The organism is Solwaraspora sp. WMMD791 (genome assembly GCF_029581195.1).
Taxonomy (GTDB): domain Bacteria; phylum Actinomycetota; class Actinomycetes; order Mycobacteriales; family Micromonosporaceae; genus Micromonospora_E.
Genome location: NZ_CP120737.1, coordinates 5,653,379 through 5,667,516, shown reverse-complemented (window position 1 = coordinate 5,667,516; position 14,138 = coordinate 5,653,379). Strand labels below are relative to the sequence as shown.

11 protein-coding genes and 1 pseudogene are annotated in these 14,138 nt (G+C 70.1%); 3 read left to right on the top strand and 9 right to left on the bottom strand.

Features of this window, described 5'->3' with window-relative positions; genetic code table 11:
• Nucleotides 1-74: 74 nt before the first annotated feature.
• On the bottom strand, nt 75-428 hold the full coding sequence (locus tag O7623_RS25440; RefSeq protein WP_282225491.1) for a hypothetical protein: 354 nt from the start codon (nt 426-428) through the stop codon (nt 75-77).
• Nucleotides 429-633: 205 nt separating this feature from the next.
• Here O7623_RS25440 and O7623_RS25435 point away from each other — a divergent pair, with 205 nt between their 5' ends.
• Nucleotides 634-1,680 carry a RelA/SpoT domain-containing protein gene (locus O7623_RS25435; protein WP_282225490.1) on the top strand — a complete coding sequence of 349 codons (1,047 nt, stop codon included), beginning with the start codon at nt 634-636 and terminating at the stop codon, nt 1,678-1,680.
• A gap of 357 nt (nt 1,681-2,037) precedes the next feature.
• On the opposite strand, the gene O7623_RS25430 is transcribed toward O7623_RS25435, so the two are convergent.
• The 4 genes from O7623_RS25430 to O7623_RS25415 are packed head-to-tail and all read right to left on the bottom strand — an operon-like array spanning nt 2,038 to nt 7,595.
• Nucleotides 2,038-3,897 carry a glycoside hydrolase family 13 protein gene (locus O7623_RS25430; protein WP_282229568.1) on the bottom strand — a complete coding sequence of 620 codons (1,860 nt, stop codon included), beginning with the start codon at nt 3,895-3,897 and terminating at the stop codon, nt 2,038-2,040.
• Nucleotides 3,898-3,940: 43 nt separating this feature from the next.
• Complete coding sequence (locus O7623_RS25425) at nt 3,941-4,801, bottom strand: sugar ABC transporter permease (protein WP_282225489.1); 861 nt, start codon at nt 4,799-4,801, stop codon at nt 3,941-3,943.
• A complete protein-coding gene (locus O7623_RS25420) occupies nt 4,798-6,339 on the bottom strand; it encodes an ABC transporter permease subunit (RefSeq protein WP_282225488.1) in 1,542 nt (513 codons plus the stop codon). The genes O7623_RS25425 and O7623_RS25420 overlap by 4 nt, the downstream gene beginning before the upstream one ends.
• Nucleotides 6,339-7,595 (bottom strand): maltose ABC transporter substrate-binding protein, encoded by a 1,257-nt coding sequence (locus O7623_RS25415; RefSeq protein WP_282225487.1) that lies wholly within the window; start codon nt 7,593-7,595, stop codon nt 6,339-6,341. Before O7623_RS25415 ends, O7623_RS25420 begins: the two co-directional genes overlap by 1 nt.
• Nucleotides 7,596-7,749: 154 nt before the next feature.
• Between O7623_RS25415 and O7623_RS25410 the strand changes: the two genes are divergently transcribed.
• A complete protein-coding gene (locus O7623_RS25410; RefSeq protein WP_282225486.1) occupies nt 7,750-8,805 on the top strand; it encodes a LacI family DNA-binding transcriptional regulator in 1,056 nt (351 codons plus the stop codon).
• A gap of 314 nt (nt 8,806-9,119) precedes the next feature.
• Nucleotides 9,120-10,802: a glycoside hydrolase family 13 protein gene (locus O7623_RS25405; RefSeq protein ID WP_282229567.1), complete on the top strand. Its 1,683-nt coding sequence runs from the start codon at nt 9,120-9,122 to the stop codon at nt 10,800-10,802.
• Between the two features lie 220 nt (nt 10,803-11,022).
• Here the strand turns inward: O7623_RS25405 and O7623_RS25400 are convergent, their stop codons facing one another.
• From O7623_RS25400 to trpS, 4 genes and pseudogenes are all read right to left on the bottom strand, one after another.
• Nucleotides 11,023-11,442 carry a hypothetical protein gene (locus tag O7623_RS25400; RefSeq protein WP_282229566.1) on the bottom strand — a complete coding sequence of 140 codons (420 nt, stop codon included), beginning with the start codon at nt 11,440-11,442 and terminating at the stop codon, nt 11,023-11,025.
• Between the two features lie 75 nt (nt 11,443-11,517).
• Nucleotides 11,518-12,333: pseudogene (locus O7623_RS25395) on the bottom strand (YhjD/YihY/BrkB family envelope integrity protein); the annotation flags it as partial.
• Nucleotides 12,334-12,460: 127 nt separating this feature from the next.
• The gene (locus O7623_RS25390) at nt 12,461-13,015 is read right to left on the bottom strand and encodes a 2'-5' RNA ligase family protein (protein ID WP_282229565.1); all 555 of its coding nucleotides are present in this window, start codon (nt 13,013-13,015) and stop codon (nt 12,461-12,463) included.
• On the bottom strand, nt 13,012-14,037 hold the full coding sequence (trpS, locus tag O7623_RS25385) for a tryptophan--tRNA ligase (RefSeq protein WP_282225485.1): 1,026 nt from the start codon (nt 14,035-14,037) through the stop codon (nt 13,012-13,014). The genes O7623_RS25390 and trpS overlap by 4 nt, the downstream gene beginning before the upstream one ends.
• Nucleotides 14,038-14,138: the final 101 nt, after the last annotated feature.

The following is a 14,138-nucleotide window of genomic DNA, read 5'->3' as shown; positions in this document are numbered from 1 at the left end:
CGCCAGCCACCTCGACCTCGCCTGTGGACGTGGCTGGCGTACAGCTCATGGTTTTGCCGTGGCAGCTCAGCGCGTCAGGGAAGGCGCCAAAGTTGGAAGGTGGGGTCGGCGGCCGGCAGGGTCAGGCTGCCGTCAGCGGCCGGGCGTAGCGGCGGCGCGCCGCCGTACAGGTTTACCAGCGCCGGAGCAGCAGCGTCCGGCGAAGCCACCAGGCCCGACAACCGCACCGGAGCACCCGACGCACGCCGGGCCAACGCCAACACCGAACCGGACGGCGACTCCCGCAGATAGACCAGGGCATCGTCATCGACGTACACCCAGCGAAGGCCGCCGTGCCGCAGCTCCGGCACCTCCCAACGCAACGCCACCAACGCCCGATACACCCCGAACGTCGCCCCATCCCACGAACCCGGCCGATCCCACGGCATCGGCGTCCGCGAACCCTCCCCGTTCTCCCCCGCAACCCCAACTCATCCCCGGCGGGAGGGCGCACGTCCACTGCGCTGCACTGTTCTGCTTGATGTGCGTTCGTCCACAGCGCCAGACCGACGCGACTCGGGGCTCGCGGGACCGCCCGGGACGCAGGGGGAACTCGGTGGAAGCGTCGGAGCGGGGTTAGGTACGGTCGAGGCCATGAAGAAGTGGGTGGTGCCCGAGCACTCCAACAAGGCCGTCCAGCGGGCGAGCCGGGTGATCGGCAAGGGGACTGGAACGTCTGAGGAGATTCGGGCAGCTCGGGAAGTCCTCAGCAATTACCGCCTCGCCCACGCGTTTCCCTTGAACGCCGTCACCGTGACCGTACGCCAGCGCGCGCTCGGCGTGAACCAAAACGCCGTCGTGGCCGAGCGTCGGAAACGCCTCCCCACGATCATCGACAAGCTCAAGCGCCATCCCACGATGAGCGTGACTACCATGCAGGACCTCGGGGGCTGCAGGGTGGTCTTCGAGTCGGTCGCCGAAGTGGACAAGTTAATTGACATCTTGGCGGACCTGCCAAGGAGCAGGAACCGCGTGAAGAAAGTCTACGACTATCTGCGCGATGACCCGGGGCCTCGGAACTCCGGCTACCGAGGCGTCCACTTGGTCTACGAGTACGGGGCCTCCAAGAAGGAGTACCACGGCCTGCGGATCGAACTGCAGGTGCGCACGCAGTTGCAGCACGCCTGGGCGACCGCAGTCGAGACGATGGACCTTTTCTCGGGCAGCGAGTTGAAGTACGGGAAGGGCGACCCAGACACGCTCCGGTTCTTCGTCTTGGTCGCGTCCCTCATGGCGCACGAGGAGGGCACCGCTCCGGTACCCGGTGCCGAAGGAACTCCCGATGAGTTGGCGGACGAGCTGGCGCGGCTGGAGGTGACCGTAGGCGTCCTGGGGCGGCTCCGCGGCTACGCGGCGATCGTCGGCGAGCACGCGACGACGGACCGCCGGAACACCCTGACCCTTGAGCTCTTTCGGCGCGAGGGGCGGCTTACCGTGACGGTCCACGAGACGCTGGCCGACGCGGAGGCACGGCTAACCGCGTTAGAGGCTCTAGACGACGAGAACCTGGACGTGGTGCTCATCAACATCGCGCGCGTCAGCCAACTGCGCGACGCGTACCCGAACTACTTTGCAGATACCGCCCGATTCACTGAGTTCGTGCGAACGCAACTGGATGGCCGTTTGCCTAAAAGTGCCTGAGTCGCAGCGGGCTTCACGCAGGGCCAACGTGCGGCGGCCACGCCGTGTCTCGGGTCCGCCAGGCGATGCGCAACCGACCCGGCGTGCGGGCCTGCCCCCGGCGAACACGTCGCCTCGACAGCGTCTACACGACCGTGCGCAGCCGGTCAAGGTAAGCCTGCAAGATGTCCTGACATGCCGCGATCTGCATACTTAGCCCGTCCAATTGACTGCAAGGGCTGCCTTGCACAAGTCGCCGCGTGACGACTGCCAGCACTGCCACCCGTCGGGTGCTGAGCTGTGCGTCAGCCACGTTGAACTCGCGTGTGGACGTGGCTGATGTACAGCTCATGGGTCTGCAGGAGCAGAAACGTGGCGTCAGGGGAGGCGCCATACCTGGAAGGTGGGGCCGTCGGCTGGCAAGGTCAGGGTGCCGTCAGCGGCCGGGCGCAGCGGTGGTGCGCCGCCGTACAGGTTGACCAGTGCCGGAGCAGCAGCGTCCGGCGGGGCGGCCAGACCGGTCAGGCGCACCGGAGCACCCGACGCCCGCCGGGCCATCGCTAACACCGACCCGGTCGGCGACTCCCGCAGATAGACCAGGGCGTCGTCATCGGCGTACACCCAACGAAGCCCGCCGTGCCGCAGCTCCGGCACCTCCCGACGCAGCGCCACCAACGCCCGGTACGCCCCGAACGTCGCCCCGTCCCACGAGTCTGGCCGACCCCACGGCATCGGCGTCCGCGAACCCTCCCCGTTGTCACCCCGCAACCCCAACTCGTCCCCGGCGAACACCATCGGCGTCCCCGGCAGCGTGAACTGCAACCCGGCCGCCACCTCCTGCCGGGCCGCGTCCCCGACCACCGTCCGGATCCGGGCCGAATCGTGCGAGCCGAGCAGCTGCCACGAATGCACCAGCGACCGCCACGACACCAACGCCCCGAAGGCGCGCATCGTCGCCAACGCCGCCGGCCCCGACCGGGCCGGCACCCCACCCGGTACGCCGAGGAAGTCCGGCAACTCCAACGATGATGACCGCAGCCAGCTCCACACCGGCCGGGTGAACCCGGCATAGTTCATCGTGCCGTGCCAACCGTCGGCGTCCAGGTCACGGGTGAAGTCGTGCCCGTGCTCGGCGACGATCAGCCCGTCCGGCCGGGTCTCGGCGACCGCCCGGCGCAGCAGGGCGGCCACCTCCAGCGTGTGCGCGTCGGCACCGCGCCGGCCGGTCATGTTGGCCACGTCGATCCGCCAACCGTCCAACCCGTACGGCGGCAGCAGCCACCGCCGCGCCACCGAGGATGGCCCATCGACGAAGCGTCGCCGCAGCTCAGCGCTGCCCCAGTTGAGTTTCGGCAGCGACTTCACGCCCAGCCACGACTCATAGTCGCCGTCGTCGCCGAAGTAGTACAGCTCTCGCTCCGGCGACGTTACGTCCGACACGGCGGCGGTGAACCACGGGTGGGCGTCGCCGGTGTGGTTGCTGGTGATGTCGCCGAGCAGCCGCCAACCGCGAGCGTGCACCGCCGCCGACAGCCGCGCCAGGGCCTCGTCGCCGCCGAGCAGCGGGTCGACGTGGTCGAACGCGGCGGCGTCGTACCGGTGATTGGACCGGGCCGGGAAGATCGGCGTCAGGTAGACGGTGTTGACGCCGAGCCGCTCCAGGTGGTCGAGCCGCTCCCGGATGCCGTCCAGGTCCCCGCCGTAGAACTGGTACGGCGTCTCCGGCCCGCGCCCGACGACCGGGGTGTCCCAGTCGCACCGGATCGCCCACTCCGGCAGCTCCCGCCCGTCAGCGGCAGCCGACCGGGCGAACCGGTCCGGGAAGATCTGGTAGATCACCGCGTCGGCGGCCCAGGCCGGCGGCGCATCATGGGTGACGATCCGGAAGTCGGTGGCGTCCGGCACGTCGTGGTCGACCTCCCCGACCCCGGTCAACCAGCGCCGCCCACCCCCGCCGCCAGCAGAGCCGCCGCCACCAGCAGACCCGGCCGGGCTGTCGCCGCCGGCGAGCAGGAAACGGTACGGCGTGACCGGGTTACGGGCCTCCACCTCGCCCCGCCACCACACGTCCCCGTTCGGATCCTGCCGGTCGACCACCGCCTCGGTGAAGCGCGGCTCACCGTCGGCTGTGGAGCGTACCCACAGGTTGTCGACCGGCCGCGCACCCGCCGGCACCCGGACGAAGACCGACACCCGATCACCCAGGTTTACCCCGGTGGCGGCACCCGGCGCATACAACGACGAGCCGTCATGGTGCGCCTCGAACAGCTGGCCCACAGTGTTAACCCTTCACAGACCCGGAGGTGAGACCGGAGACGATGTAGCGGCTGAGCAGCTGGAACACCAGCACCGTCGGGATCGCCGTCAGCAGCGTGCCGGCGGCGAAGATCCCGAAGTTGTTGTTCCGCTCCCCCGCCACCAGGCCGTACATGCCGACCGCCAGCGTCTTCGCCTCCGGGTTGGTGAGGAAGACGTTGGCGATCAGGAACTCGTTGATGGTGTTGATGAACGCCAGCAGCCCGGTGACCGCCAGGATCGGCGCCACCAGCGGCAGCATGATCCGGAAGAACACCTGGGCGTGCGACGCCCCGTCCATGGTGGCCGACTCGTCCAACTCCCTCGGCAGGGTGTCGAAGAAGCCTTTCATCAGCCACGTGTTCACCCCGAGCGCGCCACCGAGGTAGAGCAGCATCAGCCCCCACGGGGTGTTGAAGCCGATCGTCGGCCACAGGTCGGTGATCGTCGAGAAGATCAGGAAGATCGCCACGATCGCCAGGAACTGCGGAAACATCTGGATCAGCAGCAACGACAGCAGACCGACGCGCCGGCCCCGGAACCGCATCCGGGAGAAGGCGTACGCCGCCAGCGACGACAGGAACACCGACGCGAACGACGCCAGCCCGGCGATCAGCAGCGAGTTGCCGAACCAGCGGCCGAACGACGTGTCGGCGAACAGCCGGCGGAAGTTGTTGCCCGACGCCCCGGTCGGGAACAGGTCGGTCGACGACAGGGTGCCCAGCGGGTTCACCGCCGCCGACAGCACGAACACGATCGGGAACAGCGAGAACGCCACGGCAAGCAGCGCCACCAGGTGCCGCCAGCCGACCCGACCCAGCCAGCGGGTCAGCGAGCGCTGCTTCATCCGTACACCTCTTCCTGTTGCCGGGTGCGCCGGAAGCTGACCGCGGAGATCACCGCGACGAGCGTGAAAATGAAGATCGAGATGGCGGCGGCGAAGCCGTACTGGGCGCCGGCCGCGCCGAACGCCAACCGGTACGTGTAGGTGATCAGCAGGTCCGTCGCGCCGACGCTCGGGTTGTCCGCCGGGAACGGCCCACCCTCGGTCGTCAGATAGATCGCGTTGAAGTTGTTGAAGTTGAACGCGAACGAGGCGATCAGCAGCGGCGTCAACGCCACCAGCAGCAGCGGCAGCGTCACCCGGCGGAACGCCTGCCACGGGTTCGCGCCGTCGATCGAGCTGGCCTCGGTCAGCTCCTTCGGGATGGCCTGCAGCGCGCCGGTGGCGACCAGGAACATGTACGGGTACCCGAGCCACAGCTGTACGCCGATCACCGCCAGCCGGGCCGACCAGTCCTGCCCGAACCAGTCCACAGTCAACCCGAAGAACTGGTTGATCAGCCCGAAGTCGGTGTTGAACATGTCCCGCCAGACCAGCAGCATCGCGAACGACGGCATCGCGTACGGCAGGATCAGCAGCACCCGGTAGAGGTTGCGCCCCCGCACCCGGTCGGAGTGCAGCGCCAGGGCGCAGAGCAGCCCGAGGACGAACGTGCCGCCGGTGGAGCCGATCGCGAAGGCGAAGTTCCAGACCAGGGTGCCGAGGAACGGCCCGGAGATGTTGCGGTCGGTCAGCACGCGGGTGAAGTTGTCCAGGCCGACGCCGACCCGCCAGCCCTGCAGCAGCCGGTCGCCGTCGGCGGAGACGAACGAGCCGGCGTCGTCGTCGGCCGTCCACACCGTGCCCGTCACGGTGTCGGTGACACAATCACAACCGTCGTCGTACGCCCGGACCGCGACCCCTTCGTACGCCCGCGACAGCCCGATGGAGCGGATCGCCCCGCCGTCGGTCGGCACCGCCAAGTCGGTGATCTCCTGGCTGCGGGCGCTGGCCTGGCCGGCGTTGAGCAGCGTGAACCCGTCGGCCGACGTCACCTTGCCGGCGTCGGTGACGGTGACGTCGCCGGCCGGCAGCTCGGTCAACCCGTCGGCGTCACCGGCGTAGACGACCCCGTCGGCCGGGTCGACGACCAGCAGCACCAGGTCACCGGTGGCCGGGTCGCCGACCGTGGCGACCGTCATCGCGTACTCGATGGATCCTGGGACCTGGACCACCGACGTGGCCTGGATGGCCGCGATCGCCTCAGCTTTGCTGCCCCGGTGTCCGTCGCCGAAGTTGGTGAACGCGGTCGAGGCGGTGTAGAGCACCGGGAAGATCTGGAAGGCGATCAGGAACAGGGTGCCGGGGATCAGGTACTTCGCCGGCACGTGTCGCCGACCGAGGTAGAGGTAACCGATGCCGGCGGTCGTGGCGACCAGGATGCCGAGCCCGACCCAGGCTTCGGCGTCGATCAGCGGGAACGCCGCCCAGATCGCGATCGCCGCGACCAGGCCGAGCAGCAGCGCCTTGGCCAGCAGACCGCCGGCTCCGGTGTCGCGCATTACTTGATCTGTTCGGCGATCGTCTTGCCGGCGGCGGTCATCGTGCTCGCCACGTCGGCACCGCCGACGATCGCGGCCTCGGCCTTGCCGAACGGGTCCCAGATGGCGGCCATCTCGGGGATCGCCGGCAGCACCGCGCCGCCCTGCCCGGCCTGCTGGAACTTCGCCAGATCCGGGTCGCTGCCGGCAACCTGGTCGAGGGCGGCGGTCAGCGCCGGCGGGCGCGGCTCGGCCTCGTAGAGGGCGACGGCCAGGTCGGTCTGGGTGGTGTAGTTGGCGACGAACTCCTGAGCGAGGGCCTTGTTGGTGCCCTTGGCGGCGACGTAGAAGGTCTGCACGCCGACGAACGGCTGCGCGGGTGCGCCACCGGCGAAGCCGGGGACCGGGCTGATGTCGTACGCGATGTCGGCGCCCTTGGCGTCGGTGATCGCCCACGGCCCGGAGACCAGGAAGGCGCACTTGCCGCTGGTGAAGGTGGCGATCGAGTTCTCCGGGGTGATGGAGCGCTTCAGCGCCCCGGAGCCCTTCTCGCCCAGGGTGGCGATCTTCTCGAACGCGGCGATCGACTCCGGCGTGCCGACGCCGAGCTGCGTCGGGTCATAGTCGCCTTCGGCGGTGGTGCCGAACAGGCTGCCGCCGGCCGAGGTGTAGAGCGGGTACAGGTGGTAGGCGTCGCCGTTCTGCCCGACCTGCAGGCAGAGGATCTCCGACACCTTGCCGTCAGCTTTGAGCTGCTGGCCGGTGGCGACGAGCTCTTCGATGGTGGCGGGGGCGTCGGGGGCGAGCGCGGTGTTGCGGATCAGGGCGACGTTCTCCATCGCGTACGGGACGCCGTAGACCTGGCCGTTGAAGGTGACCGCTTGGATGGCGACCTCGGCGAAGCCGGCGGTCTGGTCGGCGGTGAGCTGGACGGGCTCGATGGCGCCGTTCTGCACCAGGTTGCCGATCCAGTCGTGCGCGCCGACCATCACGTCCGGGCCGCTGCCCTGCTGTGACGCGGTGACGAAGGTGGTCTGCTGGTCCTTGGAGATGGCCTGGACTTCGACGGTGACGCCGTTGTCGGCGCCGAACTTCTCGGCGAACGGGGCGAGGGCGGCGCTGCGCTTGTCGTCGGCCCAGATCACCAGGGTGCCGCCGGCGGCGGCGTCGGGGCTGTCGGTGGTGGCGGGTTCGCCGTCGCTGCTGCCGCAGCCGGCGGCGGCCAGTGCGAGCACGGCGGCCAGCCCGGCGGCCACCGACGTGGTACGGACGCGCATCGGGACTCCTGTCGTGGAAGTTATTGCGGTACGGTGCCGCGTTCACGGCACAGGTTTCGTCGCGTGTTGCCGGGACGTTAGCAAGGCGTTGCAAGTAATGGAAGGGCTTGCAGGGACCGTCGCAAGAACTTGCCGGTGCGCTACCGTGAACGCCATGCGCGCACGACTGTCCGACATCGCCCGCCAGGCCGACGTCAGCGAGGCCACGGTGTCCCGGGTGCTCAACGACCGCCCCGGAGTGGCAGCCGAAACCCGCCAGGCGGTGCTGACCGCGCTCGACGTGCTCGGCTACGAACGCCCTGCCCGGCTGCGCAAACGCAGCGCCGGCCTGGTCGGCCTCGTCGTGCCGGAGCTGGACAACCCGATCTTCCCGGCGTTCGCTCAGACCATCGAGTCCGCCCTCGCCCAGTCCGGCTACACCCCGGTGCTCTGCACCCAGACCCCCGGCGGGGTCACCGAGGACGAGTACGTGGAGATGCTGTTGGACCGCCAGGTCGCCGGCATCGTCTTCGTCTCCGGCCTGCACGCCGACACCGCCGCCGACCACGAGCGCTACCGCAAACTGATCGCCCGGCCGCTGCCGATCGTGCTGATCAACGGGTACGCCGAGGGCATCGAGGCCCCCTTCGTCTCCTGCGACGACCGGGAAGCCGGCGAGCTGGCCGTGGAACATCTGGTAGCCCTCGGCCACCGGCGGATCGGGCTGATCAGCGGGCCGGACCGGTTCCTGCCGGTGCAGCGCAAACTGGCCGGGTTCCGGGCGGCGATGCGCCGGCTGGTCGGTGCCTCCGACGCCGAGATCGACGAGCTGATCTCCCTCTCACTGTTCGGTGTGGAGGGTGGGAAGGCAGCCGCGAACCGGTTGCTGGACAAGGGCGTCACCGGGATCACCTGCGGATCCGATCTGATGGCGCTCGGGGCGATCCGGGCCGCCCGGCAGCGTGGCCTGTCGGTGCCCGGTGACGTGTCGGTGGTCGGCTACGACGACTCGCCGCTGATGGCGTTCACCGATCCGCCGTTGACCACGCTGCGCCAGCCGGTGATCGCGATGGCGGTGGCGGCGGTCCGCGCCCTGGTCGACGAGATCAACGGGCACGCCGCCCCCAACTCGGAGTACGTGTTCCGCCCCGAGCTGGTCTCCCGTGGCTCCACCGGCATCGCCCCGCAGGTCACCCACCTCGCCGCCGCAGCTGTAGCAGCCACCCCCTGACCCAGCCCCCATGATCCCCGACGATCTTGCAGTTATCGCGAGGATATGTCCACTTTGTCTCACGATAAGTGCAAGATCGTCGTGATCATGGAGGGGTGGACGGGGTGAGACGGGGCGGGATGAGCGGGTGAGCTTCAGGGCAGGCTTCCTTGCGCAAGGGTTGCTTGACTCTTGCAGGAGCGGGCAGGCATCCTCGATAGCGAGCCCAGCACCCGCAGCACGCTGACTCGATAGCGAGCCCAGCACTGCTCCGCTCCACGCTGACTCAACGGCGAGGCCAGCACGCACACCGACAGGACGGGGACCCCGTGACGATCGATCCTGCCCAGGCCAACCCGCGCACCGCCAGCGACGACTGGTGGCGGACCGCCGCCGTCTACCAGGTGTACGTACGCAGCTTCGCCGACTCCGACGGCGACGGCATCGGTGACCTGCAGGGCATCCGTAGCCGCCTGCCGTACCTGCGGGAGCTCGGCGTCGACGCGCTCTGGCTCACCCCGTTCTACCGCTCCCCGATGGTCGATGGCGGCTACGACGTCGCCGACTACCGCCAGGTCGACCCGATGTTCGGCGACCTCACCGACTTCGACGAGATGATCACCGACGCGCACGCGCTCGGCCTGCGGATCATCGTCGACATCGTGCCGAACCACACGTCCGACGTACACCCGTGGTTTGTCGCGGCGCTCGCCGCCGCGCCCGGATCGGCGGAGCGCGACCGGTACATGTTCCGCGACGGCCGCGGCGCCGACGGCGCGGAGCCGCCGAACGACTGGGAGTCGATCTTCGGCGGGCCGGCCTGGACCCGGCTGCCCGACGGCCAGTGGTACCTGCACCTGTTCGACCCGGCGCAGCCGGACCTGAACTGGCGGCACCCCGAGGTCCGGGCCGAGTTCGAGCAGATCCTGCGGTTCTGGCTGGACCGGGGCGTCGACGGGTTCCGCATCGACGTCGCCCACGGGATGATCAAGGCCGACGGGCTGCCGGACATCGGCTGGACCTCGGCCACCACCGGCCGCCGGCAGATCGAACTGCTCGGCAAGGGCCGGCTGCCGTACTTCGACCAGGACGAGGTGCACGACATCTACCGCGCGTGGCGGCCGATCCTGGACAGCTACCCGGGCGGGCGGATGGCGGTCGCCGAGGCGTGGGCGGAGACCCCGCAGCGGCTGGCCCGCTACATCGGCCCGGACGAGCTGCACCAGGCCTTCAACTTCGACTTCCTCGACGCCACCTGGTCGGCCGACTCGTTCCACAAGGTGATCGACACCGCGCTCGCCGAGGCGTCGATCGTCGGCGCGCCGACCACCTGGGTGCTGTCCAACCACGACAAGCAGCGGCACGTCACCCGGTACGGCGACGGCGAGGTCGGGCTGCGCCGGGCCCGCGCCGCCGCGCTGCTGATGTTCGCCCTGCCCGGCAGCACCTACCTGTACCAGGGTGAGGAGCTGGGCCTGCCGGAGGTCCTCGACCTGCCCGACCACCTGCGGCAGGACCCGGCGTTCAGCCGTACCGGGCGCAGCCGCGACGGCTGCCGGGTGCCGCTGCCGTGGAGTGGCGACGCCCCGCCGTACGGCTTCGGGCCGGCCGGCTCGACCGCGTCGTGGCTGCCGGCCCCGGCCGGCTGGGCGCCGCTGACCGCGCAGGCCCAGGCCGGCGACCCGGACTCGACATTGGAGCTGTACCGGCGGGCCCTCGCCATCCGGGCCGAGCATCCGGCGCTGCGGGACGCCCCGGCCGGTGACGGCACCGGGTTGACCTGGCTGGAGGCCGGGCCGGGCGTGCTGGCGTTCCAGCGCGATGGTGACACCAGGTCCGACGACGCCGGATCCGACGGTGGTGCGGCCGGGCTGGTCTGCGTGGTCAACCTCAGCGGCGCGCCGGTCGCGGTCCCCGGGTACGGCACGGTGCTGCTCGCCAGCGCACCGGTGTCGACCGGGCCGGACGGGGTGCCGGTACTGCCGATCGATGCCGCCGCCTGGTTCGCCCCGCGCTGACCATGGTTTAGCGCACCGGGAGCCGGGTAAGCATCGAGTAGAACCTGGTCGTTCGTCGAGCTGGTATCGCCGCCGGGCGACCGGGCAGTGGAACCCCTTGTGGTGGGGGGCGAAGGTGGTGACGATGCCCCGGGGCCGGAAACGGCCCCGGGGCATCACCATGTCCGGGCCCGGCACGGGTACGGCACCGCGCAGCTGGCCGCAGCACGGTCGCCGCGGATCAGTTCAGGGTGGTCAGGATGCCGGCGATGCGGGCCATGCCGGCCCGTACCTCCTCGGGTGACGGCGGCGGTGAGGGCTCCACGTGCCGTTCCTCCGGCTCGTCGTCGGCACCACCGACCAGGTCCTCGAGGTCGTCGTACTCGGCGGCCTCCTCCTGACCGGCGGCCTGGGTGGCGGCGATCTCGGCCCGGATCTCCTCCACGGTGACCAGGGTCAGCAGCGGTTCGACGACCGCCATCAGCTCCTCGTCGGCCACCACGGTCTCGGCCAGCGCGAGGGCGTGTGCCCGCTCGTACGGCCCGCACACCACCGGCTCCCAGTCACCGTCCTGCTCGCCCAGCGGGCCGAACGTGATGATCCACGGCATCGTGTGTGCCGGCGAGTCGTCCGGCAGTTCCAGCGTGACTAGTGCACCCACGCGACCGATCATCGTGGCCCGCCGCGTACCGCCGATGGCTTTTACGTTATTTACCACTTTTGGCGCGACCGCCGGGGCGGCGGCGTCGACGACCCGGCCGTGCCGGCTGGTCGCGGCGAGCGCCGCGCCGAACAGCAGCAGCTGGTTCAGCAGGTAGAGGTAGATCAACAGACCGACGGCGCCGGCCACCACCGTGTACGCGGGATTGCGCTCGAAGCGGACCACGTAGAACCGGCCCACCGTGTTGAGCACGGTGATGCCCAGCGCCACCCCGATGATCGGGGCCACCAGCCGCCGGGGTGCCAACCGCAGTCGCGGCACCACGACCAGCAGCGCGGCGGCCAGCACCATGTTGATCACGATGGCGAGCAGCGCGCTGGAGACGGTGGTGGCGACCGAGTGCTCACCGAGCATCCAGCGCAGCAACGAGCGCAGCGCGTCGATCGCCCCGACCGAGACACCGAGCAGCAGGAACACCCCGACCAGCACGACCAGGTCGACCACCTGCCGTACGCCGATGTAGCCCGGCTGCTGGTCGAGGCGGTGGATCAGCCGCTGCGACGAACGGATCGCCTCGACCCAGCCGATGCCGGTCAGCCCGAGCAGCACCAGGCCGACGACCCCGACCCGGCCACTGTTCTGCTGGATCTGCGCCAGGTCGAGAAACGGCAGGTTCTGCAGCAGGAAGTCGGCCACCGCCGCGGATACCTCGGCGTTGCCCTCCACCACCGCGCCGAACGCCCAGTAGGCGACCAGGCCGAGGGCGAAGACGGCAAAGAAGCCGTAGTAGGCGATGGCCGCCGCCAGCCGCCCGGCGAGCACCTCGTTGTACCGTTCGCCGGCCCGCCACAGGTGGTCGACGCGCGCGGACCGGGCCCGGACCCGGTCGATGCCACGGGTGGCGGCGGCCTCGGCCCGCTCGATGAGGTTCACGCCGTCATCCTGGCCTATCGCGGCGCGGTCGGCCGCCAGGCACGGTCGACCGGCCCGTGGCGGCGCAGTCGGCCGCCAGGCACGGTCAGCCGCCGAGGGCGAAGTCGCGGCGCGGCTGCCAGCGGCCTTCGCCGCTGTGCGAGAAGAGGGTGAACCCGTCGACGTCGAACTGCGCCTCGAACCCGGCGAGGTCGTCGTAGACCTTGTCCAGCGCGTCGGCTGGCACGTTCTGTGCGACGGTGACGTGCGGGTGGTACGGGAACGGGCTGTTGCGGGTCAGTTCGTCGACCGAGCCGATCTCGGCGGCGAGCAGTTCGCATTCGCTGATCCCGGCGGCGACGGCCACGAAGACGACGTCGGTGATCGGCCGGAAGGTGCCGGTGCCGCGCAGATGCAACGGGTACGGCGGATGAGCCGCCGCCACCGCCGACAGATGCGCCTCGACCTGCGCGAGCTGGTGTTCGACGATGTCGGTCGGGCCGAGCAGAGTGATGTGCGCGGGCACGTACTCGGCCGCCGGATCCCCGGCCTCGGCCCGCCGCCGGGTGAGCAGCTCACCCCAGGGCTGCGGGATGTCGATCGCGACCCCGATCCGCAGCTGCCCCGGCGCCGGCGGCGCACCGATCGCCGTCACGTTCAGGGGTTCCCCGTCGGTTGCAGGAAACCGACCCGGTCGTACACGGTGGCGAGGGTCCCGGCGGCGACCGTCCGGGCCTTCTCCGCGCCGACGGCGAGCAGCTTGTCCAGCTGGGCCGGGTCGTCAAGGTAGCCGCGGGTGCGCTGCTGGATCGGTGCGACGAACTCCACCACCACCTCCGCCAGGTCCTTCTTCAGGTCCCCGTAGCCGCGGCCCTGGTACGCGGCGGTCAGCTCGTCGAGCGTACGGCCGGTGAGCGCGGCGTAGATGGTCAGCAGGTTGCTGATCCCGGGCTTGTTCTCCGGATCGTAGAGGATCTCCCGGCCGGTGTCGGTGACCGCCGAGCGGATCTTCTTCGCCGAGCGCGCCGGATCTTCCAGCAGGTCGATGATGCCGGCCGGCGAGGACGACGACTTGGACATCTTGGCGGTGGGTTCCTGCAGGTCGAGAATCTTGGCGGTGTCCTTGACGATGTACGCCGCCGGTACGGTGAAGGTCGCGCCGAACAGCGAGTTGAACCGCTGCGCGAGGTCCCGGGTCAGCTCCAGGTGCTGGCGCTGGTCCTCGCCGACCGGGACCGCGTCGGCCTGGTAGAGCAGGATGTCGGCGGCCTGCAGGACCGGGTAGGTGAACAGCCCGACGCTGGCCCGTTCGGCACCCTGCTTGGCGGACTTGTCCTTGAACTGGGTCATCCGGTTCGCCTCGCCGAACCCGGTGATGCAGCCCATCACCCAGCCGAGCTGGGCGTGCTGCGGCACGTGGGACTGGACGAACAGGGTGCAGCGGTCCGGGTCCAGGCCGGCGGCGAGCAGCTGGGCGGCGGCCACCCGGGTCCGCTGGCGCAGCACGGCCGGGTCGTGGCCGGCGGTGATCGCGTGCAGGTCGACGACGCAGTAGAAGGCGTCGTGGGTGTCCTGCATCGCCACCCAGTTGCGGACCGCGCCGAGGTAGTTGCCGAGGTGGAACGAGTCGGCGGTCGGCTGGATACCGGAGAGCACCCGGGGGCGGGAGGCGAGCTCGGACATGTCGACAATTCTGACAGCATCAGTGGTACGTGGTTCGCCCGGCTCGGCAGGGACGGGGTGTCGCCGTCCGTGGCAGGATGCCGCCGGTGTCGGCATGTTCG

Bases quoted from the DNA above. Each gene is read 5' to 3' on its own strand.
- O7623_RS25440 (WP_282225491.1), bottom strand. From the start codon at position 428: ATGCCGTGGGATCGGCCGGGTTCGTGGGATGGGGCGACGTTCGGGGTG.
- O7623_RS25435 (WP_282225490.1), top strand. From the start codon at position 634: ATGAAGAAGTGGGTGGTGCCCGAGCACTCCAACAAGGCCGTCCAGCGG.
- O7623_RS25425 (WP_282225489.1), bottom strand. From the start codon at position 4,801: ATGAAGCAGCGCTCGCTGACCCGCTGGCTGGGTCGGGTCGGCTGGCGG.
- O7623_RS25420 (WP_282225488.1), bottom strand. From the start codon at position 6,339: ATGCGCGACACCGGAGCCGGCGGTCTGCTGGCCAAGGCGCTGCTGCTC.
- O7623_RS25415 (WP_282225487.1), bottom strand. From the start codon at position 7,595: ATGCGCGTCCGTACCACGTCGGTGGCCGCCGGGCTGGCCGCCGTGCTC.
- O7623_RS25410 (WP_282225486.1), top strand. From the start codon at position 7,750: ATGCGCGCACGACTGTCCGACATCGCCCGCCAGGCCGACGTCAGCGAG.
- trpS (WP_282225485.1), bottom strand. From the start codon at position 14,037: ATGTCCGAGCTCGCCTCCCGCCCCCGGGTGCTCTCCGGTATCCAGCCG.